The following is a 24,422-nucleotide window of genomic DNA, read 5'->3' as shown; positions in this document are numbered from 1 at the left end:
AGGGTGCCGGCGGGACGGCGCGGCCGTCAATTAGTGCCACGAGTGGGGACGGCGCTTAGTTCCGCGGCCAGTCTAGTTGTTGGTGCAGACAGGCAGTCCCGATGTGTCGCCGCCTGACGCGGCCAGTTCAACTGCCTTGCGGGCCTCGGTGAGGTTCTCGACCCGGACCACCTGCAGGCCGTCGGGGATGTGGCCCAGGACGTCTTCGCAGTTGGCCGCCGGAGCCAGGAACAGCGTGGCCCCGCCGGACCGCGCCCCCTGCATCTTCTGGGCGATCCCGCCGATGGGTCCTACGGCACCGTCCGGGGTGATGGTTCCGGTTCCGGCGATGTGCTTGCCGCCGGTCAGGTCCCCGGGAGTGACGGTGTCAATGATGCCAAGCGCGAACATCATGCCCGCACTGGGGCCACCGACCTTGTCGAGCGAGATGGTGACATCAAACGGGAAGGTGAACTTGTACTGCAGCAAGACGCCCAGGATGTAGCGGCCCGCACTGTTTTTGGCCGGCGTAATGGTGACTGGCACCCGGGCGCCGGCGCGTTCGACGATAACCTTGGCGGGCTTTCCGTTGCCGGCGGCCAGTTCCGCCTGGACCACGCCGAGCGCAGTGATGGGCTTGTCATTGATGGAGACAAGTTCGTCCCCTGCCTGCAGCAGTCCCTTCGAGGCGGAGTCGTCCGGGAGCCCGGCCACCTGCATTTTCTGCCCGAACGGAATCTTCAGTTCCTTCAGTGCCGAGGCGATGGCGTTCTCCTGGGAGGTGGTCATCGCGGTGGCGCTCTCCTGCTGGGACTGTTCCTTGGTGACGCCGGTGGGGAAGAGCAGTTCCTGGGGGTAGACGGCCTTGGTCCCGTTCAGCCATGCCGAGAACGCCTCGAAGACGCTGACCGGACCATTGGGACCGCCGTCGACATAGACAGTGGTCAGGTCCAGGCTGCCCTTGGCGGGAAACGACTCATGGCCGCTGACGCTGATCACCGGTTTGCCGTTGTCCTGGCCGATGGTGTTGAAGGTGGGGCCGGGAGACTCGATCACGTAGGGCACGGGCAGGCTCACCGCGGTGATGCCCAGTGCGGCGGCAAGCAGCCCCGAGACAAGCATGGCTGAAGACCGGTTGTTGCGCGGGCGCCGCACGCCGGCGCCAGCCAGTCGCGCCCACCTGCCCCGGGCAGGGCCGGCCGCTGGGTCGCTGGCGGGCTGCTCACCGTGGGTGATTGTCATTGAACGACCTCTCCGTGCCGGCACGAGGGGCTGCGGCCCTGCCAGGACAAGCCCGAGAGGACACCGCGACCACGCACCAGGGCCGCAGCCTAACCCGAGGCTGCCGCGTGCAAATATTCCAACTTCCAAGCCTACGCGCTTGGGACCCCGGACCGCTCTTTGCCTACAGCGAACGTGGCGCGGTTTCGGCAGACAGCCACTCTTGCACAGGGGTACCGTGAAGTTGAGAAGCAGCCACACCGACGATCGGCGGGATCATGACCTCCAACCCACTCAATCCGTCCAATGGCGACGAGGAACCCAAGGATCCCTTGGCCGAAATGCTCAAAAACCTGATGGGCGGGCAGGGCATGGGCAATATCGACCCCGCCGAGCTCGCCAAGGCAGCAGGCCTCCCGGACGATCCAAACCTCCTGGCCCAGATGTTCTCCCAGGTGCAGGCGATGATGAGCGCCCCCTCGGAGGGGCCCGTCAATTGGCAGCTGGCACATGACAACGCCCGGCGCGTCGCCGCCAGCGGAACCGACCCCTCGGTCACGGCGCATCAGTCGCGGGAGGTCGATGAGGCCCTTCGGCTGGCCGAACTGTGGCTCGACCAGGTCACCGGGCTTCCGGCCACAGGACTGATCGGCCGGGCGTGGTCCCGCGCCGAATGGGTCGAGGAAACCCTTGGGACGTGGAAGCGGCTGACCGAGCCCGTGGCCAACAGCATTGCCAATGCGCTCTCGGCCGCCATGACCGAGCAGATGCCCGAGGAAATGAAGTCCATGATGGGCGGCGCCTCCTCGATGATCCAGAACATGGGCGGGGCGATCTTCGGCATGCAGCTCGGCCAGGCTATCGGCGCGCTCTCGGCCGAAGTGGTCAGCTCGACGGACATTGGCGTGCCCCTCGCAGACCTCGAAATGGCGCTCCTGCCGGCCAACGTGGCGAAATTCGGTGAGGGCCTCAGCCTGCCGGAGAACGACATCCGCCTGTTCCTGGCCGTGCGCGAGGCGGCACACGCCCGTCTCTTCGTCCAGGTCCCCTGGCTGCGCGGGCACCTGCTCGGCGCGATCGAGGCCTACGCCCGCGGCATCCACATCGACACGTCCAAGATCGAAGAACTGGCACGCGAGATCGATCCCAGCAACCCCGAGGGCATCCAGGAGGCGCTCTCGCAGGGAGTCTTCATGCCGCAGCGCACTCCCGCCCAGGAGCAGGCCCTCGAAAAGCTGGAGACCGCGCTGGCCCTGGTGGAAGGCTGGGTGGACGAACTCACCTGGGGTGCAACCGAGAAGATGTTGCCGTCCGCCGCCGCACTGCGCGAAACCGTCCGGCGGCGCCGGGCCACCGGGGGCCCCGCGGAGCACGCGTTCTCCTCCCTCGTGGGACTCGAACTGCGGCCGCGCCGGCTCCGCGAGGCCGCTACGCTGTGGGCCTTGCTCAAGGAAGAGCGTGGGGTCGACGGCCGCGACGCCGTTTGGCAGCATCCCGACCTGCTTCCCACGGCAGAGGACCTGGAAGATCCGCAAGGCTTCAGCGAACGCCGTAAACTCGCCGAAGCCAGCGACAGCGAAGTGGACGACGCCCTGCAGAAACTGCTTAGCGGAGGGTTCGACGAGCCGGCCGGCGCCGATGCCACGGACACCGAGGGCACGGCGGATTCAGAGGGCACTCCGGATTCAGAGGGCACCACGGACACCGAGGGCACCGCGGATTCAGAAGGCACGGCGGATTCAGAGGGCACGGACGAACCGGCGGCCAAGGACGACGACCGTCAGGACGGCGGACCGGACGACGGCGGCACGCCCAAGGCCTAGCCGAACGCTAGTAGGCCCCGGCCGGGATTTCGGTTCCGTCCGGGGCTTCGTCGTATCCGCCGTCGGGCGCCAGGCCGCGTGAGGTCGCAAACGAGACCCCTTCCAGGAAGGCCTTGGCACGCTCAGTCTCCGGGTACGCCGTCAGCAACCGCCAGAAGGCGGCATCGTGGCCGGCCACCAGGAGGTGGGCCAGTTCGTGAAGCAGCACGTAGTCGATCACCCACTGCGGCATGGGCTGCAGCTTCGCCGAGAGCCGGATGGTCCCTTCGGACGGCGTCGCGGAACCCCAGCGCGAATTCTGGTTGGTGACCCAGCGGACCGAGGAGGGCACCGCCCTGCCGCCCAGGTACTTCGCCGACAGATCCGCGGCGTGGGCGGCAAGATCGGCATCGCTGCGGGGGCGGCGCCGGCCGGAACCCCGCGCCGCCCGGTCCCCCTGGCGCCGGAGTTTCTCCAGCATGCGATGGACCCACTCCCGTTCCTGCGCCCTGCTGAAGGACGCGGGGATGGCGACGACGGCGGTGCCGTCCTCCCAGAACGCGGCGACCGTGCGGCGTCGGCGCGCAGAGCGGCGGACCACTACCGGGGTTCCGTCGGCGGTGGTCAGCGGAATGGCCGCCGGACCTGAACCGGGCATCACTGAACCGGGCATCACTGAACCGTGCTTTCGGCCAGGACTGTCAGAACGGCCTCGCCGTACTTCTCCAGTTTGGATGGACCCACGCCGGCGAGTTTGGCCAACTGCTCCAGCGACTCGGGGCGCGCCTCGGCGATGGCGGTCAGGGTGGCATCGGTGAACACCACGAATGCCGGGACGTCCGCCTCAAGGGCCACGTCCTTCCGCCACTGCCTGAGCGCGTCGAACGTCTGTTCCTCGTAACTGGGCGGGCACTGGTTGCAGCGGCCCACCTTGCGCTCCGCGCCGCTGGAGAGCATGCTGCCGCAGACCCGGCACGACGCCGGAACGGCCGCCTTCCGGCGCGGCGCCGGGCCCTTGCCCCGCAGGTGGGAGCTGGCCACCGAGTCGGGGCGCAGGCCGTCCAGGAAGCGCGAGGGCTTGCGGTTGGCGCGTCCGCCGGGTGTCCGGGCAGTGGACCAGGACAGGGACAGGTGTTCGCGGGCGCGGGTGATTCCGACGTACAGGAGCCGGCGTTCCTCGTCCACCGCTTCAGGAGTGTCCGCGAACGAGATCGGCACGAGGCCCTCACTCAGCCCGACCAGGAACACGGCGTCCCATTCCAGGCCCTTGGCGGCGTGCAGGGATGCCAGGGTAACGCCCTGCACAGTCGGAGCGTGCTGGGCCAGGGACCGTTCCTGGAGCTCGTTGACAAAGTCCGGGAGCGAGAACTGCGGGCCCCTGCTGATCACGAGTTCGTCGGCCAGCGCCACGAGGGCGGCCAGCGATTCCCAGCGCTCCCGGAGAGCGCCGCCGCTGTGCGGGGCCGCGTCCGTGTAGCCCAGGGAGGCGACGATGTCACGGACCAGCTGCCCGAGCGGCTCGGGCGTGGCAGTTTCAGCCACCGCCCGGGTCGCGGCCCGGAGCTGCAGGATGGCGTCCCGGACCTCCTTCCGCGCGAAGAACCGCTCACCGCCGCGCAGCTGGTAGCCGATCCCCGCCGAGGCCAGCGCCTGTTCGTAGGCTTCGGACTGCCCGTTGGTGCGGAAGAGCACGGCGACCTGGCTCGCCGGTGTTCCGGCGTCGAGGAGTTCACGGATCCGCGCGGCGACAGTGGCGGCCTCCGCCTCGTCATCCGAGCATTCGGTGAACCGCGGCACCGGGCCCGCCGGCCGCTGCGCCACGAGCTGCAAAGGCGTGGCCCAGGCGGCGTCCGCCACCGGGCCGCCGCTGCGCCGGCCGGCGAGGAGGTCGTTGGCGAGCCTGACGACCTGGGGCGTGGACCGGTAGTCCCGGATCAGCTTAACGACGTGGGCCTCGGGATACATCGCTTTGAACCCGAGCAGGTGCTTCGGGGAGGCGCCGGTGAAGGAGTAGATGGTCTGGCTGGCGTCGCCCACGACGCAGAGCTCGTCGCGTCCGCCGAGCCACAGCTCCAGGAGCCGCTGCTGCAGCGGCGAGACGTCCTGGTACTCGTCGACGACGAAGTGCCGGTACTGTTCCCGGACGGTCGCTGCCACCTTTGGGTCCTCCTGCAGGATCCCCACGGTGATCAGCAGCACGTCCTCGAAGTCGATGACGTTGCGGTCGGTCTTGACGTCCTCATAGGACTGGAAGACCCGTGCCACGGCCGTCAGGTCGAAGCCGCCCGGATTGCCCCGGCCCTGGGCGTTCTCCAGATAGTTCGCCGGGGTCAGCATGGATACCTTGGCCCACTCGATTTCGGAGGCGAGGTCCCGGATGGAGGCGCGGTCCGTGCTGAGCCGGAGCCGCCGCGCGGCCTCGGCAATCATCTGTGCCTTGTGGTCCAGCAGATTGGGCAGGGTGCCGCCGACAGCCTGCGGCCAGAAGAACTGCAACTGGCGCAGCGCCGCGGCGTGGAAGGTACGGGCCTGAACGTTGCCGACGCCGAGGTCACGGAGCCGGCTGCGCATCTCGGCGGCAGCCCGGGCCGTGAAGGTGACAGCGAGGAGCCGTTGCGGGCTGTACACCCCTGAGTGCACGCCGTAGGCGATCCGGTGCGTGATGGCGCGGGTCTTGCCGGTCCCGGCACCGGCCAGGACACACATGGGCCCCTGGAGGGTGCTGGCAACCTCGCGTTGCTCAGCGTCGAGGCCGCCGAGGATCCGTTCCTCCAGCGAACGGCCGTCAGGTTCCGGGGCATCGGCAGGCGGGGCATCGCCCGACGTCGTGCCGCCCGACGGTTCCCCGCCGGGGATGGTGCTGAAGTTCAATTTCTCTGTGGTCACTTTTGCTGCTCAGTCGGTAGTCGGTGTCCTGCGGATAGGGGCAGGCGGTGTCAGCCTGTATGGGGCAGTGTCAGGCGCTGTCCGCGGCGTCCTGAATGATGCCGCCGTACCAGTGTTCAATAAGGGACCGGGCGATGGAGAGCCTGCTGGAAATGACGATCTCGCCGCTGAGGACGGCGTCCTGCAGTTCGCTCCGGCTGAACCACCGTGCCCTGGTGACCTCGACGCCGTCGGGCCGGGCTTCGGTGTCCGGCGTGGTGGCCGTGAAGCCGAGCATCAGGGAGGCGGGAAACGGCCAGGACTGCGATCCAAGGTACTGGGACGCGGTGACGCGGACCCCGACTTCCTCGCTGATTTCGCGCTGCACGGCCTGTTCGAGCGACTCCCCCGGTTCGACGAAGCCGGCGAGGGTCGAATAGTTCCGGGCGTCGAGTGGGCCGCCTCCGCCCAACAGCAGTCTCCCGTCGGGGCCCACCACGGTGACGATGATGGCCGGATCCGTCCGGGGGAAGTGCTCGGAGTTATCGGCCGGGCAGCGCCGGACCCAGCCACCGGCTTCCGGCTGCGTGGGAGTGCCGCAGCGCGGGCAGTGAGTGTGGGTGGAATGCCAGTTGGCGATGGCGCTGGCTTCGATGAACAGCGCAGTGTCCGTGGCGTTCAGGCGTGCCGCGACTTCGCGGAAACCCACCCACTGCGCATCGCTCGGAACGCCGGCCACGTGAGCCTCGAATTCCTCGGCCTGGACTTCGAACTGAAGCGGGAGGACAAAGAGGACAAGCTCGGTGCCGGCGTCGAGGTCCGAACCGGCCAGGGCGGAACCGAGGTAAATCACGTGTTCGGGAGCGTACGGGGTGTTGGCCAGGTGCCCGGAGAGCTCGGCCGCGTTGAGGAGCACGAGGCTGTTGCCGCTGACGAGGGCCTGCCTGCCGGAGAGCACCACGGCCTGCGCCGCGCCTGAACCGACCAGCTCCGCGAGCATTCCGGGTTTCACCCGCGCGGCGGATCCGCGGTCGATCAGGGCCGGGCGCACGGGAAGGACCGTCTCCATGAGGTGGTTTGCCGGCAGGAGATGCGGCGGCGGCGCCGCACCGTCGGATGCCGGGGATTCGGAGGGTGTTTGCTGTGATGCCGATGAAGATGCCGCTGACTCCGCAAGACTCATACACCCACCGTACTGACTCGGGCAGACAATTGACATTTGCCGACCATGCCGCCGGGCGCTCCACAGCATGTGCGGGACAAGCCGCCTGCCCCGGATTCAGCGCCTATTTCCCTCCGATTTGTCCCCGATCTCAAGACTCGCCGGAGTGCATCGCCGACTTGGGCGCCGCTCAATCTACCGTGGAAGGGTGAGAAGGAAACCAATCGAACTGGCAGCTGTAGCAACGGCGGCGGTACCCGGCCTGACCCCGACCGCCGTCAGCTCTGCGCCCGACGATCCGGCGGACTTCGACGCGGCCCTCCTGCTGGACTCTGAGGGCAAGCGTTGGCGCGTCCGCTCCCCCCGGCATGCCGAAGCGAGCGCCCGGCTGGAAACCGAATTCCTGGTGCTGCGTGCGTTCGCTCCCGGCATCCGGGCCGAGCTCCCGTTCCTCATGCCCACAGTGGCGGGAACGGTCCGGCAAGGCCAGCTCAGCACGTTTGTCTATTCGCACCTGGCCGGCGCCACCCGCTCCCTGGACGAGCTCAGCAACGGCTCTCCCGCGCTGGCCCGCGAAATCGGGGCGGCCCTGGCCGCGATCCATGACCTCCCACGGTCAATCGTGAGCAACGCCGATCTGCCCAGCTACACGCCCAACGAATTCCGCCAGCGGCGCCTCAATGAACTGGACCAGGCGGCCACGACCGGAAAAATCCCGCCGCTGCTGCTGCGGCGCTGGGAACACGCCATGGAAGACGTCTCGCTCTGGCGCTTCAATCCCTGCGTCGTTCACGGCGACCTCCACGAGGACAACCTGCTGGTCGAGGGTGAGCGTGTGACCGCAGTGACAGGCTGGACCGACCTGCGCATCGGTGACCCGGCGGACGACATGGCCTGGCTGGTCGCCTCCAACGAACAGGACTTTGTGAATGCGGTCCTGGATCACTACACCTCCAGCCGGCGCGACGCGCCCGATGCGCACCTGTTGCGGCGGGCCGCGCTCTCCGCCGAATTCGCCCTGGCGCAGTATCTGGTCAAAGGCATGGCCGCCGGCAACCAGGAAATGATCGACGAGGCGGAATCCATGCTCGCCACGCTGGCCGAGGACGTGGCCGAACACGGCGGCCAGCCGATCAGCGTGGAACCGCTGCCGCAGCCGGTCGCGGCACCCGAACCCGGCACAGAACAAGCCATTGCCGACGCCGGTGCTCATGTCGATGCGCCGACGGTCCCGGCCGCGCCGGCCCCAGCGGCCAACGGGACGGCGCCCGCCGTCAGCAAGGTCACGCTGCTGCCGATGGAGCCGGTCACGGGCAGCACTCCGGCTGATGATGCCACTGCCGGCATCAGTGCCAGGCCCGCTGTGCACGTCACGCCTATCCCCCGCGAAACGGGGGCTGACGCACCGGCGGCTGTCCCCCAGCCCGTCGCAGACACAGCCGCAGCCGCTGAAGCAGGCGACCAGGCAAGCGCCGAGCCGGGCGCCGGTAAGGCCGCAGGTGCGTCCGCCGACATCACCGCAATCCCCGGCGCCGCCAAGTCCTCCGTGCCCTCCAGCGCTGATGCCGCGCTGGACGGCGCCCCGCAGGCGGCGGCCCCCGACCCGGATTCCGGGAAGGTCAGTGAGGCCGGTGACAGCGACGCCGGGGCCGCGGTTCCAGCCGGTACCGACACATCGACGCAATCGATTGCCGTCGTCCAGCCCGGGTCCGGTGACAACACGTCAACCGCCGCGATCACGGTGGTCGACTCCGCGTCCCGCTAGCGCCGGCTGCCGGCCGGTTCAGGTGTACTGCCCCGGCCGGCTCCGTTCGGCGGGCTTTCTCCGGCCGGCTGACATCCGCTAGGCGCCGCTGTGCGTCGCTGTCCTCCCTAGCGCCGCCGACACGATTTCCTCAAGCTTTTCCGCTGATCCAAGGTCATGGGGGCGGACCACCTGGTTGTCGGCCACGTAGTAGAAAGCGGCCCGGACGTCCTCCAACGGGACCCCCTTGAGCCGGGCCCAGGCCAGCCGGTAGACGGCGAGCTGGACTGCCTTGACCTTCAGTTGGGCCGCCGAGGGGCGGCGGCCGGTCTTCCAGTCCACAAGATCCCAGCGGCCGTCGGCGTCGCGGAACACGGCGTCGATCCTGCCCCGGACCACGACGTCGCCGATCCGTGTCTCGACCGGGACCTCGACGTGGGCGGGGGCGCGGTGGGCCCACTCGGACTGACGGAAAGTTTCCACCATGGAATCCAGGCCGTAGGCCTCGTCGATGTGGTCGTCAGCGCCGGCTGCCTCACCCAGGTCCAGCATCCCGGCGGCGCCGAAGTATTCCTCCACCCAGGCGTGGAAGGCCGTGCCCTTGCGCGCCGACATCCCCGGTTCGCGCGGGATCGGCCTGCGCAGGCGGGCCACAACGGAGCCTGGGTCATCTTCCAGGTCAACGAGAGTCGACGCCGAGATGTGCCCGGGCAGATGCACATCCTGGACCACCGAACGCCGGGAGCGGCGTTCCAGCAAAGTGGCCGCCTCCTGCGCCCACCCGGCGGCAGGACCGCGCAGGACGGGACGTTTTCCGGCGTCCGCTCCATCCGGGCCGGATGCCATTGCCTGCAGGACGCGGGCCGCTGCGGATTCCATGGCCGCCCGCCGGCCCGGGACAAGCCGCAGCCGTTTTCCCGTCCGGGGGTCATGCGGGCCCTCCAGCGGATCATAGGGCCAGGCGGCGACTTCGAGTTCAGAGGTCAGGGGGCTTTCGGCCGGCAGCGCGTCCTCGCTGACGGACAGCGGATGGATTTCGGCCGCGCCGTCGGCGGTGAGGCCCTCGAGCCCGGCAAGGAAGGGAGACATCTCCGCCAAACCGGCCCGGGACCCCACCCACGCCGCACTCGATAGCCAGAGCACGTGTTTGGCACGGGTGTACGCCACGTAGGCCAGGCGCCGTTCCTCGGCCTCGCCGTGCGACTGGACGGCAGACTTGAACTCCTTCTCGGCGTCAAGCCAGCCTTTTTGGTCCTGCTGGTCCAGGTCCCATTGGGGCAAATCGGTGCGATCGCCGCGCAACGGCCACGGCAGTGCCGCACTGCCGCTGCTCCACCGCGAGTCGCGGCTGCTGGGGAACGCCCCGGAATTGAGCCCGGGAACGAACACGACATCCCATTCCAGCCCCTTGGAGGCATGCACGGTCAGCAGCTGGACGGCTTCGTGGTTCACCTCCGGCGCTGCGGCATCCAGACCGTTTTCCTCGGCCGCCGCAGCTTCCAGCCATGCGAGGAACGCCAGGACATCTACCCGCTGGGAGGTGTGCAGGAACCCGGCCGCCGCGTCCTGGAAGGCGTCCAGGTTGCGGCGGGCCTGATGGATGCTGATCCCGGGCCGGGCCGCAACTTCGATGTCCAGGAGCATCGCCCGTTCGACCTCCCCGAGCAAAGTGGTGAGGTCGTCCCCCATGTAGCTGCGCAACTGCCGGAGCTCGTCCGAGAGCCGCTGCAGACGGTCCCGGGCCTCCGGGCTCAGTCTGCGTCCGTGCGCCGAGGTCCAGCCGTCGCGGGGCAGCCAGTCCAGGGCCTCGACCAGGCTGGCGGCGTCCGTGATGTCGCCTTCGATCACAGCGTCATCCAGCGCGTCCTCGGCGGCACGCCCGTCATCCTCGGCACCCTGTCCGGCGTCGCCGGCCTCCAGGCCGCCGGGGCGACCCCGACGGCGGGCCAGGAAACTCGACCAGTCCCGCAGGGCCATCAGGTCCGCCGGGCCGATCCGCCACCGCGCGCCGGCCAGCAGGCGCATGAGGGAGTCCGAGCGGCCCGGGTCGGCCAGGACCCGGAGCGTAGCGACAAGATCGATGATTTCCGGCGTGTCCAACAGCCCGCCGAGCCCAACGATTTCATAGGGAATGCCCCGGACTTCGAACTCGCGGCGAATGCATTCCATCTGTGCCCGGCGCCGGCACAGGACAGCCATGGCCGGCGGAACCGGGTCGGCGGAGTGCGCGGCGTCGAAGTCCGTCACGCGAAATTTCAGCACGTCGCCTGCGATCGCCGCGGCCTCGGCTTCGTCCGTGGCGAACCGTCCCATCACCACCCTGCCGTCCACCGCGGCCGGGCTGGGCTGCAGTGGCGGGACCTCGACGGCGTCGGCGCTTTCCCGGGCCCCGGCGGCCCCGAGGTTCGCCGCCGCTTTGCTCAGCGGCGCCGAAATGAGGTTGGCCGTGGCCAGGATGTTGCGTCCGTTGCGCCACGCTGTAGTCAAGTAGGAGGTGGGCGCCACGGCAAAGCGCCGGGCCTGCCCGCTGCCCCGGTCCCGCGAGCTGTCCCGGTCCCCCTCGCCGCCGTGGGCGGTGTCGGTGCCTTCGCTGCTGACGAGGATCGGGAATTCGCGGACGAAATGGAAGAGTTGCCCGGCGGACGCTCCCCGGAATCCGTAGATGGACTGGTTCGGGTCCCCCACCGCGGTAACCGCATGGCCGTCGCCGAAGAGCCGGGAGAACAGCACCAACTGGGCGTGCGAGGTGTCCTGGAACTCATCGAGAAGCACCACCTTGTAACGCTGGCGCTCTGTTTGGGCGGCGACCGGAATCTCACTGGCCACCCGCGCCGCCAGGGCCACCAGGTCACCGAAGTCCAGGGCGCCGCGGGCGCGCTTCGCCTCGGAATAGCGGCCCACCATGTCCGCGACGCTGGCCCGCGTGCGAAGCATCGCGCTGAGCTCGCCCGCAGCCTGGGTGGGGTTCTTCTTGGCTTCTGCGACATACGGGAGCGACTCGAACGCGGCGACCCGCTCCAAGAGCCAGCCACGGACCTGGGCCGGGTCCTGCAAATGCTCGGAGCACTCTCCCGCCAGCTGGATCACGGCCTTGACGAGCGTTGATTTGGCGGACCGGAAGTGTTCGTAGTCCCCGTCAAAGGCTTCCACCACCTCGCTGGCGAGCTGGAACGACTGGGCGCCGCCGAGCAGCACGACGTCGCGTTCGACGCCGAGGCGGAGACCGTAGTCGGACACAATGCCGCTCGCATACGAGTGGTAGGTGGAGACCTTGGGTTCGAGCGCATCCGCGCTCAGCAGCCCGGCAGGGAAGAGCGTGTTCCCGGTGTCGGCCGCCGCGATGCGCGCCAGCGCGGCCAGCTTGGCCCGGATCCGCGAGGCGAGTTCACCGGCGGCCTTGCGGGTGAAGGTGACGCCGAGGACTTCCTCCGGCCGGACCCAGCCGTTGGCGACGAGCCACACTACCCGGTCCGCCATGGTGGCGGTCTTCCCCGAGCCCGCCCCGGCGATCACGAGCCGCGGCGTGAGGGGCGAGGAAATGATCAGGGACTGTTCGGCCGTGGGGCTGTTCCCCTCCCCCAGCAGTGCCGACAGCTCTTCCGGGCTGAACCGCGGCTCAGGAAGGGGCTCGGGGAGGGGAGCCGGTGCCGGATGCGGGTCGGTCGGGCCGCTTGCCGGCGCCTCGGGGCTCATTCAGTAACCTGCTTTCCCCGCACGCACAGCGGGCACACTTCAGGGAGCCGGCAGCCGTGGCCGCCATGGCCTCCCTTGGACGGATCGTGGCGGGCCTGGAAAACGCTGCCGGACATCACGCGGGCGGCGTCGCCGACCATCTCCAGTGCCCAGTTGTCCTGCGGATCCAGCGGTGCCTGGGCCTGGATGCCGGGGCTCTTGGTGGTGGTGCCCAGCTGGGCCAGGACGGCGCCGCCCGGCAGCGGCGGCGGACCGTCGTCGGGACCCGCGAAGCCGCCGGCCAGCACGGCGGCCTGGTAGGCACCGAGCTGCGGGTGCCGGTCCAGATCCGCTTTGCCGGGCTGGCGTTTGCCGGTCTTGAGGTCGATGATCACCAGCCGGCCCTCGGCGTCGATCTCCAGCCGGTCGACCTGGCCCCTGAGCACGGCGGGCCGCGCCGGACCGGCGCTTCCGCCCTCGCCCGGATCGGATCCGGCCTGTGTGGAAGCGGCCTCCGCCGGAACGTCCGGCAGCTTCACCTCAAAGTCCTGTTCGACGCCGATCAGGCTCCGGCCCTCGCTGCGCATCACGAGGACATACTGGGCGAGCTTGCGGACCATGGACTCGGCTCGCTGGAAGTCCAGTTTGCCTTCCCAGTTGTCCTTCATCCCCAGCGTGGGCCAGCGCCGGACCAGTTCGGCGACATATTCGCTTCCCGAGGCGTCCGGGAGGTCCTGCGCAATGGCGTGGACCAGCGTTCCGAGGCTGCGGGCAAAATCGGTGGCGGCTTCACCGCCGGCGGCTTGGACAAACCAGTCCAGCGGAGATTTCTGCACGGTTTCGACCTTCGAGGGCGACACGAACACGGTACCGCCCGGCGGAACCACCGCCTCCTCCGAGGACAACTCCGCCAGCCCCCACCAGCTCGCGGGGTGCGCGCCCGGAACCGGCGGCTGGGCCGTGGCCAGGCCCCCCAGGACGGCCGCGGCTTCCGCCGATTCGGCCGCCCTCGGGTCGAGCTGGGCGTACTGCCGCAGTTCCGCGACCAGCGCCCGGAGGGTCAGCGGACGCTCGACCGGGGTAAAGCCCCGGCGGTCCTGCCCGGGCCGCAACGGCGCCACATAGTCCAGGAACGAGGACGGCTGCTCGTCCTCCGAGGACACCGCCGTGCAGATCAGCACCTCCCGGGCGCGGGACACTGCCGTGGAAAAGCTCCGGAGCTCGTCATAGCGTATTTCGCGCAGCCGGCTCTGCGGATCCAGTCGCAGGGCATACTCCACGCCGTGCTCGACGGCGTCGGCGAACAACGTGCTGCCGAGCAGTTCTCCGCGCAACCGGGTGTTGGGCCACACGCCTTCCTGAAGTCCGGGCACAATGACCACCGGCCATTCGCGGCCGGCCGCGCTGGCAGGGGTCATGAGCTCCACCGCGTCTTCCAGCTGCGCCCGGGCGGCCAGGGTATCCATGGGAAGTTCCTGGCTGAGCAGGTATTCAAGGAACTGCTCCGGGCCGGAACCCGGCAGCTGGTCCACAAAGCGTTCCGCGGTATGGAACAGCGCCATCATGGCATCAAGGTCACGGTCGGCCCGGGCACCGGCTGAGCCTCCGGCGAGGGCGGCGTCGGTCCAGCGGGAGGCCAGGCCGGTGGAATGCCAGAGCGCCCAGAGCACGGTCTCGGCGTTGCCTCCGGGGGCACCGGCGGCGTCCCGGCCCGCTGCGATCATCCGGGCAATCCGGCGGGCCGAGTGACCCTCGATGCCCAGCGTTGCGAGCGCTCCCGGCTCCAGCAGGGCTTCGACCAGGAGCGCGTCGCTGGTGCGCCCGCCGCCGCCCAGGAGTTCCTCCCGGCGCAGCGACTGCCGCAGCCTCCGCAGTTCAATCGCGGTGGCGCCGCCTATCCGGGATGTCAGCAAGGACACCGCTGACTCGGGTGTGAGCACGGCAGGGTCCAGGGCCACCGCATAGGCATCGAGCAGCGGACGGACCGCGACCTCGTCCCGGACGGCGGATTCGGCGACGGGAATCCGGACCGGGATCCCCTGGCCGGCCAGGTACCGCTGCAACTGGCTGAGCTGGCCGCCGTTGCGCACTATCACGGCGATGTCCCCGAGTTCCCGGTCGTCGTTCAGCTGGGCTTCGAGGATCCGCTGGGCCACATACCGCAGCTCGTGGACCGGGGACGGCAGCAGGTGGGCCTCGACCGTCCCCGCCCGGGCGCCGGCGGCTCTGTCCGGTGTCGGGACTGCTTGCCCGTCCGGCGCCGGCACCGGTCCGGGCTGTTCGAGCCGGCGGGCGGACTGCCCGCCGGACCTGCGGGAGATGCGCCCGGCCACTGACAGCCATGCCTCCGCCACTGCCGGGTCCTGCCGATGCGCCGTCCACAGGGGTCGTTCCAGGATCGTCCCGTCAGGTGCCAGGAGGCCGGGAAGCTCCGCCACGAGATCGGGGCGTGCCCCGCGGAAGCCCTGAACCACGGTGTCGGGCGAGGCAGTGATGATGGCATCCTTGCCGGCGGCGATGTCGGCGAGCAATTCGAAGACCGCCGGGTTCGCCTCCTGGATGTCATCCACGAGAATCAGCTGCAGGCGGTCGCGTTCGGCGGCGAGGAAATCGGGTGAGTCCTGGAAGATCTGGCGCGCGGCAGTGATGATGCCGGCGGGGTCGAAGGCCTCGGGCATGCGCAGGTCCAGGACATCGCGGTATTCGGAGTACAGGGCGGCCGCCGGAATCCAGTCCGGCCGGTTGCACTGCCGGGCCAAGGCCACAAGGTCCTCGGCGGTCCGCCCGGATTCGATGATCCGGTCAAAGAGCTGGCGCACTTCCTGCCGGAAACCGCGGGTCTGCAGGGCGGCGCCCAGGTCCTCGGGCCAGGGCAGCTCGAGGCCGGGCAGCGCATGGCCCTCCAGCAGTTCCTTGATGATCAGGTCCTGTTCCGGGCCGGAGAGCAGCTTCGGCTGGCGCGGAAGCGGCAGGAGGCCTTCGGCCTTGGCACGGCGGATCAGATCGAAGGCATATGACGCCCAGGTCCGTGCCGGCGTCGTGCTCAGGCTCCGGTCCAGGCGGGCCGTGAACCGGTCGCGGAGCGTATCCGCGGCGAGCCGCCCGGGAGCCAGGATGAGCATCCGCTCCGGATCCAGACCATCGCGCAGGGTGCGGCGGACGGCAGCCTCGACAAGGACCGTCGACTTGCCGGTGCCGGGCGCGCCGGGCACCAGGACGGGGCCGGAGCCGGGCGGGACCTCGACGGCGGCAAGCTGGTCCGGTGACAGCACCGGCACCGCGCTGTGCTGGGTCCGGGGCGGCAACAGGCGCAGCCCCGCTCCCGTTGCGCGCCCCGCCCCGGGAAGGGGACGGGACCCGGACCGCTGCAGGCTTGGTTCAAGGTGGCTGGGGGTACTCACACAGTCATTTCATCATCGGGTACCGACAATTTATGCGACTCCCGCTCGAGCCGCTCCGCGATGGCATCGATCCGGTCGAAATCGGCGTCGGTGGGCGCCCACCGGCCGGAGGCCAGGTCAACACGCCAGCGCCCCTCGCCGGTCCGGCGGAAGTCCTCGTAGCGGCCCAGAAGCGGCGTCCCCTCCTGCAGATAAAGGCCCAATGCCTCGTGCTCCAGGCCGGGCGGGGCGTCTCCGCTGGATTTCAGGACACGCCACCAGGGCACGCTGCTGCCATAGTGGCTCATGACCGATCCGACCTGGCGCGGGCCGCCGGCGCCGAGGAGTTCCGCAACGTCGCCGTAGGCCACCGCCGTGCCGGCCGGGATCAACGCCACGAGCTCCAGCACCGCCTCCACATACTCCGTCCGCATCGGTCCAGCCTAGCCGTTCCGGACTCCGGAACCGTGCCCGGGCGGCACGCCGCCACCCCGGTCAGGAACTGTCAGTGGCAGCAGGTAGCGTTGAAGCATGAGCACTTGGAACACCCTCCCCCGCGCAGCCTTCGACCTCGAAACCACCGGGCGGAACTCCCGCGCGRCGCGGATTGTCACAGCATCCATCACCGTGGTGGACTCCGACGGCGGGATTGTCCAGGAACACGAGTGGCTCGCGGACCCCGGGGTTGAGATTCCCACCGAGGCCAGCGACATCCACGGCGTCACCACCGAGAAGGCCCGCAGCGAAGGCCGCCCCGCCGCGGAAGTGACGCGGGAGGTCGCCGCCGTGCTCCAGGAGCTTTTCGACACGGGTGTGCCGGTCATCGCCTTCAACGCCAGCTACGACTTCACGGTGCTCGCCGCCGAGTCTGCCCGCTACGGCGTCCCTCAGTTGAGCCGCTTCCCCGTGCTGGATCCGTACGTCATGAACAAACAGGTGGACCGCTACCGCAAGGGCAAGCGCACGCTCACCGCCTTGTGCGAGGAGTACGGCGTCAATCTGGACAACGCGCATACCTCCGCGGCCGATGCCCTGGCAACCCTTCGGATGCTCGATGCCATGGCCGGAAAATTCCCCAAGCTCAGGATGCCGGCGGGCAACCTGCACCAACTCCAGGTCGAATGGGCCTCTGCCCAGGCCGCGGACTTCCAAAGCTACCTGCGCAAGACGAAGCCGGCCGCCGTGATCGAAGGCGACTGGCCCGTCCTGCCTCCCGAGGACGCCAGCCGGGGCGACTTCTAGGATTTCCGGACGCTGGGATTCCGGACGCTGGGCCCCGGCGCGGGAGCACTTCTTAAAACGAAACGTTCGCCGGCGGAACGGCTTAACTAGTCCCCCGCTGCGCGCAAATCCAGTGATTGCGACGGAGGTCACACGGCCCGGGGCTTCCACTTGCCGCCCGCTCCGGCGCCGATGATTCCGCGCCACCCCGCCAGCACTATCAGGATCAGCGCCGATCACACGCGATCCTGAAGATAGTTCGCAGAACGCACACATCATCTCTGATTTGTTCGGATTGAATGGGCGCCCACGTCGGATGACACAATTATCTTTCGCGGCGTGTCTGCTCCACCCGGCGCCCAAGCCAGCGGCCGGGGGCCCGATGAGCCTCCCGCGACCCACTGAATTTCAGACGAAAGTGATTGCGTGATGAAAAGCAAAGCCTTGAAGTGGCTGACCACCGTTCCCGTGGCCATCGCCGTGGCGGTTTCCCTTGCAGCCTGCGGCGGCGGTTCGGCCCAGTCAACGGCGTCACCGACGGATGCCCTCCAGGGCAGCGACCAGAAGTCCCTGGACAAATACACGACCAAGGACGTCACTCCCCTGGACCAGATTGACAAGTCCAAGCTCGGCCTGATCAGCGACGGAACCCTGACTGTGGGCACCCTTTCGGACGCCCCGCCGAACATCTACATCGACAAGTCGGGCAAGTTCACCGGCTACGACAACGAGCTCCTGCGCGCCATTGCGGACAAGCTGGGCCTCAAGGTGGAGTTCAAGGCGACCGGCTTCGCCTCGCTGCTCGCCCAGGTTCAGAACAAGCAGTTCGACCTCGGGTCCTCCTCGATCTCCACCACTGACGCGCGCCGCAAGACCGTGGGTTTCACCAACGGTTACGACTTCGGCTACATGGCCGTGGTCGCCAAGAAGGACTCCAACATCAAGGGGTTCAAGGACCTGACCAAGGACACCCGCATCGCCGTGGTCCAGGGCACGGTGCAGGATGACTACGTCACCAACACCCTCCAGATCGAGCCCGTCCGCTTCGAGGACTACAACACCGCGTATGCCAACTTGAAGAACGGCCAGGTCGACGCCTGGGTCGCTCCGTCCCAGCAGGCTACCGGCCAGGTCAAGGAAGGCGACGGCACGGTCATCGCCGAGTCGGTTGTAAACACCCAGAACTTCACCGCGTACGCCGTGAACAAGGAAAACCAGCCGCTCATCGACGCGCTGAACTCCGGCCTCGACGCCGTGATTGCCGACGGCACCTGGTCCAAGCTGACCAAGGAATGGTACCCGGACCGCGAGACCCCGGCCACGTGGTCCCCGGGCTCCAAGGCTGTCACAGTTCCGAAGTCCTAGTCCATGGATGCACTCGATCAACTCGTAAAGACCTTCTTTGACTGGGAGGCGATGGCAGCCGTCCTGCCGAACATGATTATGTTCGGCCTGCCCAACACCCTGATCCTGGCGGTTTCCTCGGGCGTGCTCGGGTGCATCCTGGGCATGGTCCTGGCCGTCATGGGCACGTCCCGCCTGACGCCGCTGCGGTGGCTCTCCCGGATCTACACGGACATCTTCCGCGGCGTTCCGGCTATTGTCATCATCCTCCTCATCGGCCTCGGGCTCGGACCCATAGTCCGGGTAGCGACCGGATCCACGAACCCGTTCCCGCTGGCCATCTTCGCCCTGACGCTCATGGCTGCGGCCTACATCGGCGAGATCTTCCGCTCGGGCATCCAGAGCGTGGAAAAGGGCCAGCTGGAGGCGTCCCGGGCCCTGGGCTTCAGCTATGGCTCGTCTATGCGCCTCGTGGTGATTCCACAGGGCGTCCGGCGCGTGCTCCCGGCCCTGGTCAACCAGTTCATCGCGCTGATCAAGGACTCGTCCCTGATCTATCTGCTGGGCCTGATCGCCAGCCAGCGCGAGATCTTCCGGATCGGTAACGACGCCGCCGCCAATACGGGAAACCTCTCGCCACTGGTTGCCGCCGCGTTCATGTACCTCATCCTGACCGTTCCGCTCACCCACTTGGTCAACTACATCGACAAGCGTCTGCGCACCGGCCGTCCGGAGAAGCGTCAGCCTGACGACGCCGCGGCCTTGATCGGGAAGGGAGCACAGCCATGAGCGAATTCGCCTCCGGCTCGCTGACCGGCAAGAACCTGCACTTGTCCTTCGGCACGAACCATGTCCTCCGCGGCATCGACCTTCATGTCGAGAAGGGCACCACTGCCTCGGTGATCGGGCCCTCCGGCTCAGGAAAATCGACGCTGCTGCGTGTCATGAACCGTCTGATCGAACCGGACCAGGGCGACATCCTGCTCGATGGCCGCTCGGTCCTGAAGGACAACCCGGACGAGCTGCGCCAGCGGATCGGCATGGTGTTCCAGCAGTTCAACCTGTTCCCGCACAAGACCGTGGTGGACAACGTCTCGCTGGCGCTTCGGAAGCTGCGCAAGCTGCCGGCGGAGCAGGCCCGGGCCGAGGCACTCGAGCAGCTCGACCTGGTGGGGCTCAAACACAAGGCCGACGCGCGTCCTGCCAACCTCTCCGGCGGCCAGCAGCAGCGTGTCGCCATTGCCCGCGCCCTGGCCATGAAGCCGGAGGTGATGTTCTTCGATGAGGCCACCTCCGCCCTCGACCCCGAGCTCGTCAAGGGTGTGCTGGCGCTGATGGCCGACCTCGCCAAGGGCGGCATGACCATGGTGGTGGTGACCCACGAGATGGGCTTCTCCCGCAATGTCTCGGACACCGTGACGTTCATGGACGCCGGCGTCGTCGTCGAGTCCGGTCCCCCGGAACAGATCTTTACCAGCCCGCGGACCGAGCGGCTGCAGGGGTTCCTCGCGGACGTTCTGTAGTTCGCTCCAGCATCACGGCAGCTTAAATGACTGATGGCACCCGCAACGGCGGGTGCCATCAGTCATTTAAGGGCTGAGGCTATGGCTTGGCGCCGGCCGCCGCCTTCGCCGCGGCCGGCAGTGCGTCGAAGATCCGGTTCATCGCGGCGTCGTCGTGCGCGGCGGAGAGGAACCAGGCCTCGAAGACCGACGGCGGCAGGTAGACGCCGGAGTCCAGCATGGAGTGGAAGAACGGGGCGTAGCGGAACACTTCCTGGCCCTGGGCGTCCTCGTAGTTGTGGACACCCCGGGCGCCCGTGCCGAAGGCCACGGAGAACAGGTTGCCTGCGCGCTGGATGGAGTGGTCCACGCCGGCAGCATCGAGTGCGGAGGACAGCGCCGCGGAGAGTTCCAGCGAGCGGGCATCCACGAACGAATAGACCTCGGGGGTGGCGTGCGTGAGGGTCGCGACCCCGGCGGCCATGGCCACCGGGTTACCGCTCAGAGTCCCGGCCTGGTAGACGGGGCCCAGCGGCGCCAGGTAGTCCATGACCTCCGCGCGTCCGGCGAGAGCCGCCGTCGGCATGCCGCCACCAATCACCTTCCCAAATGTCAGCAGGTCCGGGGTCCACGGCTGGGCGGCACCGGCGGCGCCGCCGGTGAGGCCCCAGTAGCCGGAGTAGCCGGTGCGGAAGCCGGTCAGGACCTCGTCGAGGATCAGCAGGGCACCGTGTTCGCGGGTAATCCGGGAGAGGCCGGCGTTGAAGCCGTCGCCGGGGGTGACCACGCCCATGTTGGCGGGAGCGGCTTCGGTGATGACGGCGGCAATGCTGTCACCGTGCTTGGCGAAGGCGGCTTCGACGGCGCCGAGGTCGTTGTAGGGCAGCACGAGCGTCTCGGCGGCGGTCGCGGCGGTGACCCCGGCCGAGCCGGGCAGCGCGAGGGTCGCCAGGCCGGAGCCTGCGGCGGCGAGGAGGCCGTCGAGGTGGCCGTGGTAGCAGCCGGCGAACTTGATGATCAGGTTGCGGCCGGTGAAGCCGCGGGCGAGCCGGACGGCCGTCATGGTCGCCTCGGTGCCGGTGGAGACCATCCGGACGCGCTCGGCGGCCGGGACGCGCTCCTTGACGATTGCGGCAAGGTTGGCCTCGTCCGGCGTGGAGGCACCGAAGGAGAGACCGCGGTCGACGGCGGCGTGCACGGCCGCCAGGACCTCCGGGTGGGCGTGCCCCAGCAGCGCCGGGCCCCAGGAGCAGACGAGGTCGACGTAGTCGGCACCATCGGCGTCGGTCAGGTAGGCACCCTTGGCGGACACCATGAACCGCGGCGTCCCGCCCACGGAGCCGAAGGCGCGCACGGGCGAATTCACGCCGCCCGGCATCAGCTGGCGGGCACGGTCAAAGAGTTCCTCGTTGCGAGGCATGCTGGAAGTCATGGTTTCTATTCTTTCAGTTCGCGGCGAGGTCTGTTCGCGGCCAGTTCAGTTGGCGCTAAGCAACGCGGCCACGCGGGGCGCCACTTCGGTGCCGAACAGTTCAATGGAGCGCATCATGGCCGTGTGCGGCAGGGTGCCGTTGCTGTACTTGAGGTCAAAACGGTCCACCCCCAGGTTCTTTTTGAGCAGGGCAATCTTCGCGGCCACGGTTTCCGGCGACCCGACATAGAGGGCTCCCTCGGGCGTACACATCGCGTCGAACTCGCCCCGGCTGGCGGGGCCCCAGCCGCGTTCGGCCCCGATCCGGTTCCGCTGCTGTAGCCAGTGCGGGAAGAACTCCTCGCGGGCTTCCTCATCCGTGGCGGCAACGTGGCCGGGCGAATGCGTGGCCATCTGCTGCATCGGGTGCCCGTACTTGGCCATGGCCTCACGGTAGAGGTTGGCCAGGGGCGCGAAGGACCGCGGCTGGCCGCCAATGATCGCGAAAATGATCGGGTAGCCGTACTCGGCGCAGCGCAGCACCGACTCGGGCGTGCCGCCGACGCCGATCCAGGTCGGAAGGAGGTGGTGTTCCAGCGGCGGGTAGACGCTCAGGCCGCTGATGGCCGGCCGGGTGCGTCCCTCCCAGTGGACCGGTTTCTGCGCCCGGACCTTGTCGAAGAGCTCGAGCTTTTCCTCGAACAGGACCTCGTAGTCCGCAAGGTCCAGGCCGAACAGCGGGAAAGACTCGATGAAGGACCCGCGGCCCAGCATGACCTCTGCCCGGCCGCCGGAGATGGCGTCCACGGTGGCGAAGCGCTGGAACACCCGGATTGGGTCATCGGAGCTGAGCACTGTCACGGCGGAGCCGAGCCGGATGTTCTTGGTCCGGGCAGCCGCCGCGGCCAGGAATACTTCCGGGGCGGAGACAGCGAAGTCGCGGCGGTGGTGCTCCCCCACCGCGAAGGCGTGCAGGCCGATCTGGTCCGCGAGTTCGGCCTGTTCCAGGAGCTGGCGCAGCACCTGGGCGTGCGGGACGGGATGGCCGTCCGGGAAGACCCCGACGTCGCCGAACGTGTTCAGGCCCAGGAGGATGTGGTTGGGCCCCACCGGCGCGGTGGGTGTGGACTTGAGCGGGGCGTCCGCGGATTCGGGGGCCGTGTTCATCGGGTTTCCTTCAGCCAGCCGGCGAGCTCGCTCGCCCAGTAGGTCAGCACCATGTTGGCGCCGGCGCGTTTGATGCCCAGGACGGACTCGGTGATGGCGGCCCGGCGGTCGATCCAGCCGTTTGCGGCGGCGGCCTCGATCATCGAGTACTCGCCGGAAATCTGGTAGGCAGCCACGGGGACCGGGCTCATGGCGGCGACGTCGGCGAGGATGTCCAGGTAGCTCATGGCAGGCTTCACCATGACCATGTCGGCGCCTTCGGCCAGGTCCAGGTCCACCTCGAGGATGGCCTCCCGGCGGTTGGCGGCGTCCATCTGGTAGGTGCGGCGGTCGCCGGTCAGCTGTGAGTCGACGGCCTCGCGGAACGGGCCGTAGAACGCGGAGGCATATTTCGCGGCGTAGGCCACGATCGCGGTGTTGGCGTGCCCGGCGTCCTCCAGGGCCTGCCGGATCACGGCGACCTGGCCGTCCATCATGCCCGACGGGCCCAGGACGTGGGCGCCGGCGTCGGCCTGGGCAACCGCCATCTGGCCGTAGATTTCCAGGGTGGCATCGTTGTCGACGTAGCCGTTGGCGTCCAGGACACCGCAGTGGCCGTGGTCGGTGAATTCGTCGAGGCACACGTCGCTCATGACCACGAGGTCGTCGCCGACCTCGGCGCGGACGTCCCGGATGGCCTTGTTCAGCACGCCGTCGGGGTCCAGCGACGCCGTCCCGCGCGCGTCCCGGACGGCGGGGACGCCGAACAGCATGATGCCGCCGACGCCCAGCTGGACAGCCTCGGCCGCGGCACGCCTGAGCGAATCGGTGGTGTGCTGCTGCACGCCGGGCATCGAGGCGATCGGGTTGGGCTCACTCAGGCCTTCGCGGATGAAGGCCGGCAGGATGAGCTCCGAGGCTGAGAGCCGGTGTTCAGCCGTCAGCCGGCGCATGGCCGGGGTGGTGCGGAGCCGGCGGGGGCGGTGGGTCGGGAAGCTCATATGGTGTCCTTTGCTGAGGGCTCTGCGGCTGACGGAGGCGGTGGGGGCTGCTGTTGGTCAAGGGACCGCACGACGGCGGCAACCAGGCCGGACGCCGTCGGCTCTTCGGCGACGGCGTCGACGCTGAGTCCGAGGGATGCCGCCTCGGCCGCCGTCGAGCGTCCGATGGCGACGAAACGGCAGGTGCCCAGCGGGCCGAGGTCCGCGTGGATGCGGCGGGCGGCGCTCGGGGAGGCGGCGACGACGGCGTGCAGCCGGCCGGCCCCGATTTCGGCTTTCGCCTCGGACGTGGTGAGCACGGTGGGCGGCGGCGCGTCCTGCCCGGCCGGACTGATCCCCTGCGACAAGGTCGCCTGCGGCGGGGCCGGCGGGAATGCGGGCAGTGCCCGGCGCGGATCGGCAGGATAGTCGACGGTGTTATACGCGGTGACGGCCTGGACGGCCGCACCGCGGGCCTCGAGGCCCTTGCGGAGCCGCGGGTCCGCTATGTCCGCCTGGGGCAAGAGCACGCTGCCCTGGTTCGCGGGCCAGATGTCGAGCAGGCCCGTGCCGGATTGCTGGCCCGTGGGTGCAAGGTCGACGCTGATGCCCCGGGACTCCAGCTCACGGCGGGTCGCCGGGCCGATCGTGGCCACGAGGATGCTGCCGGGCAGCCAGCTGCTGAGGGAGGCGCCGCGTTCCGCGGCTTTCGCCTCAAGTGCCTGGACCGTGGTCACGCTGCTGATCACGAGCCACGTGTAGGCCCCGGCGCCGAGAGCGTCGAGGGCGACGTCGAGGGAGTGCTGGTCGCTGGCCTGCTCAAAGTCAATCAGCGGGAGCAGCAACGGCTCGGCGCCGACACGGCGGAGGGCCGTGACGAGTTCCCCCGCGCGGTCCGGGCTGCGGGCAACCAGCACGCGGGCGCCCTCCGGCACCCTCATGCCGGTTGGGCCGCCCGTGTGGTTGCGGTCGCTGTGCCGTGCCATGAAGTGG

At 68.9% G+C, this 24,422-nt stretch carries 16 protein-coding genes and 1 pseudogene; 6 read left to right on the top strand and 11 right to left on the bottom strand.

Annotated features, from left to right (window positions below):
* Window positions 1-72: 72 nt before the first annotated feature.
* Window positions 73-1,221: a YlbL family protein gene (locus AC1D1A_RS00145; RefSeq protein ID WP_476858897.1), complete on the bottom strand. Its 1,149-nt coding sequence runs from the start codon at window positions 1,219-1,221 to the stop codon at window positions 73-75.
* Window positions 1,222-1,478: 257 nt separating this feature from the next.
* On the opposite strand from AC1D1A_RS00145, the gene AC1D1A_RS00140 reads away from it, so the two are divergent.
* Window positions 1,479-3,023, top strand: coding sequence for a zinc-dependent metalloprotease (locus tag AC1D1A_RS00140; RefSeq protein WP_476946863.1), 1,545 nt, complete (start codon window positions 1,479-1,481; stop codon window positions 3,021-3,023).
* Window positions 3,024-3,030: 7 nt separating this feature from the next.
* Here AC1D1A_RS00140 and AC1D1A_RS00135 read toward each other — a convergent pair whose 3' ends face one another.
* The 3 genes from AC1D1A_RS00135 to nudC all read right to left on the bottom strand — a co-directional run bounded on the left by AC1D1A_RS00135 (window position 3,031) and on the right by nudC (window position 7,050).
* On the bottom strand, window positions 3,031-3,675 hold the full coding sequence (locus AC1D1A_RS00135) for a M48 metallopeptidase family protein (RefSeq protein ID WP_476946862.1): 645 nt from the start codon (window positions 3,673-3,675) through the stop codon (window positions 3,031-3,033).
* A complete protein-coding gene (locus AC1D1A_RS00130) occupies window positions 3,675-5,777 on the bottom strand; it encodes an ATP-dependent DNA helicase UvrD2 (RefSeq protein ID WP_223913982.1) in 2,103 nt (700 codons plus the stop codon). The genes AC1D1A_RS00135 and AC1D1A_RS00130 overlap by 1 nt, the downstream gene beginning before the upstream one ends.
* A gap of 181 nt (window positions 5,778-5,958) precedes the next feature.
* Window positions 5,959-7,050, bottom strand: coding sequence for an NAD(+) diphosphatase (gene nudC, locus AC1D1A_RS00125; RefSeq protein ID WP_476871341.1), 1,092 nt, complete (start codon window positions 7,048-7,050; stop codon window positions 5,959-5,961).
* Between the two features lie 187 nt (window positions 7,051-7,237).
* On the opposite strand from nudC, the pseudogene AC1D1A_RS00120 reads away from it, so the two are divergent.
* Window positions 7,238-8,479 (top strand): annotated as a pseudogene (locus AC1D1A_RS00120) (macrolide 2'-phosphotransferase); the annotation flags it as partial.
* A 393-nt stretch (window positions 8,480-8,872) separates the two neighbouring features.
* Here AC1D1A_RS00120 and AC1D1A_RS00115 read toward each other — a convergent pair.
* From AC1D1A_RS00115 to AC1D1A_RS00105, 3 genes are read right to left on the bottom strand one after another with little or no spacing between them, the layout of a single operon-like run.
* A complete protein-coding gene (locus AC1D1A_RS00115) occupies window positions 8,873-12,466 on the bottom strand; it encodes an ATP-dependent helicase (protein ID WP_476946861.1) in 3,594 nt (1,197 codons plus the stop codon).
* On the bottom strand, window positions 12,463-15,816 hold the full coding sequence (locus tag AC1D1A_RS00110; protein ID WP_476947060.1) for an ATP-dependent helicase: 3,354 nt from the start codon (window positions 15,814-15,816) through the stop codon (window positions 12,463-12,465). Before AC1D1A_RS00110 ends, AC1D1A_RS00115 begins: the two co-directional genes overlap by 4 nt.
* Before the next feature lie 26 nt (window positions 15,817-15,842).
* Window positions 15,843-16,259 (bottom strand): MGMT family protein, encoded by a 417-nt coding sequence (locus tag AC1D1A_RS00105; protein WP_028277185.1) that lies wholly within the window; start codon window positions 16,257-16,259, stop codon window positions 15,843-15,845.
* Between the two features lie 97 nt (window positions 16,260-16,356).
* Here AC1D1A_RS00105 and AC1D1A_RS00100 point away from each other — a divergent pair, with 97 nt between their 5' ends.
* The 4 genes from AC1D1A_RS00100 to AC1D1A_RS00085 all read left to right on the top strand — a co-directional run bounded on the left by AC1D1A_RS00100 (window position 16,357) and on the right by AC1D1A_RS00085 (window position 19,913).
* Window positions 16,357-17,067 (top strand): exonuclease domain-containing protein, encoded by a 711-nt coding sequence (locus AC1D1A_RS00100; protein ID WP_476946860.1) that lies wholly within the window; start codon window positions 16,357-16,359, stop codon window positions 17,065-17,067.
* A gap of 408 nt (window positions 17,068-17,475) precedes the next feature.
* Window positions 17,476-18,411, top strand: a complete 936-nt coding sequence (locus AC1D1A_RS00095) for an ABC transporter substrate-binding protein (RefSeq protein ID WP_223913927.1) — start codon at window positions 17,476-17,478, stop codon at window positions 18,409-18,411.
* A gap of 3 nt (window positions 18,412-18,414) precedes the next feature.
* A complete protein-coding gene (locus tag AC1D1A_RS00090; protein ID WP_028277188.1) occupies window positions 18,415-19,179 on the top strand; it encodes an amino acid ABC transporter permease in 765 nt (254 codons plus the stop codon).
* On the top strand, window positions 19,176-19,913 hold the full coding sequence (locus tag AC1D1A_RS00085) for an amino acid ABC transporter ATP-binding protein (RefSeq protein ID WP_028277189.1): 738 nt from the start codon (window positions 19,176-19,178) through the stop codon (window positions 19,911-19,913). Before AC1D1A_RS00090 ends, AC1D1A_RS00085 begins: the two co-directional genes overlap by 4 nt.
* A gap of 79 nt (window positions 19,914-19,992) precedes the next feature.
* Here the strand turns inward: AC1D1A_RS00085 and hemL are convergent, their stop codons facing one another.
* The 4 genes from hemL to AC1D1A_RS00065 are packed head-to-tail and all read right to left on the bottom strand — an operon-like array spanning window position 19,993 to window position 24,415.
* Complete coding sequence (gene hemL / locus AC1D1A_RS00080; RefSeq protein ID WP_476946859.1) at window positions 19,993-21,324, bottom strand: glutamate-1-semialdehyde 2,1-aminomutase; 1,332 nt, start codon at window positions 21,322-21,324, stop codon at window positions 19,993-19,995.
* A 45-nt stretch (window positions 21,325-21,369) separates the two neighbouring features.
* On the bottom strand, window positions 21,370-22,470 hold the full coding sequence (locus tag AC1D1A_RS00075; RefSeq protein WP_476946858.1) for an LLM class flavin-dependent oxidoreductase: 1,101 nt from the start codon (window positions 22,468-22,470) through the stop codon (window positions 21,370-21,372).
* Window positions 22,467-23,450 carry a porphobilinogen synthase gene (hemB, locus tag AC1D1A_RS00070; RefSeq protein ID WP_223913922.1) on the bottom strand — a complete coding sequence of 328 codons (984 nt, stop codon included), beginning with the start codon at window positions 23,448-23,450 and terminating at the stop codon, window positions 22,467-22,469. Before hemB ends, AC1D1A_RS00075 begins: the two co-directional genes overlap by 4 nt.
* Window positions 23,447-24,415, bottom strand: a complete 969-nt coding sequence (locus AC1D1A_RS00065) for a uroporphyrinogen-III synthase (protein WP_476946857.1) — start codon at window positions 24,413-24,415, stop codon at window positions 23,447-23,449. The genes hemB and AC1D1A_RS00065 overlap by 4 nt, the downstream gene beginning before the upstream one ends.
* Window positions 24,416-24,422 lie beyond the last annotated feature (7 nt).

The organism is Arthrobacter sp. P1_B9, assembly GCF_056406495.1.
The sequence above is the reverse complement of the archived record's forward strand: the minus strand, read 5'-3'. Positions and strand labels throughout refer to the sequence as shown.

Excerpts from the sequence above, each read along its gene's own strand:
- AC1D1A_RS00145 (WP_476858897.1), bottom strand. The coding sequence starts at position 1,221 with ATGACAATCACCCACGGTGAGCAGCCCGCCAGCGACCCAGCGGCCGGC.
- AC1D1A_RS00140 (WP_476946863.1), top strand. The coding sequence starts at position 1,479 with ATGACCTCCAACCCACTCAATCCGTCCAATGGCGACGAGGAACCCAAG.
- AC1D1A_RS00135 (WP_476946862.1), bottom strand. The coding sequence starts at position 3,675 with ATGCCCGGTTCAGTGATGCCCGGTTCAGGTCCGGCGGCCATTCCGCTG.
- nudC (WP_476871341.1), bottom strand. The coding sequence starts at position 7,050 with ATGAGTCTTGCGGAGTCAGCGGCATCTTCATCGGCATCACAGCAAACA.
- AC1D1A_RS00115 (WP_476946861.1), bottom strand. The coding sequence starts at position 12,466 with ATGAGCCCCGAGGCGCCGGCAAGCGGCCCGACCGACCCGCATCCGGCA.
- AC1D1A_RS00105 (WP_028277185.1), bottom strand. The coding sequence starts at position 16,259 with ATGCGGACGGAGTATGTGGAGGCGGTGCTGGAGCTCGTGGCGTTGATC.
- AC1D1A_RS00095 (WP_223913927.1), top strand. The coding sequence starts at position 17,476 with ATGAAAAGCAAAGCCTTGAAGTGGCTGACCACCGTTCCCGTGGCCATC.
- AC1D1A_RS00090 (WP_028277188.1), top strand. The coding sequence starts at position 18,415 with ATGGATGCACTCGATCAACTCGTAAAGACCTTCTTTGACTGGGAGGCG.
- AC1D1A_RS00085 (WP_028277189.1), top strand. The coding sequence starts at position 19,176 with ATGAGCGAATTCGCCTCCGGCTCGCTGACCGGCAAGAACCTGCACTTG.
- hemL (WP_476946859.1), bottom strand. The coding sequence starts at position 21,324 with ATGACTTCCAGCATGCCTCGCAACGAGGAACTCTTTGACCGTGCCCGC.
- AC1D1A_RS00075 (WP_476946858.1), bottom strand. The coding sequence starts at position 22,470 with ATGAACACGGCCCCCGAATCCGCGGACGCCCCGCTCAAGTCCACACCC.
- hemB (WP_223913922.1), bottom strand. The coding sequence starts at position 23,450 with ATGAGCTTCCCGACCCACCGCCCCCGCCGGCTCCGCACCACCCCGGCC.
- AC1D1A_RS00065 (WP_476946857.1), bottom strand. The coding sequence starts at position 24,415 with ATGGCACGGCACAGCGACCGCAACCACACGGGCGGCCCAACCGGCATG.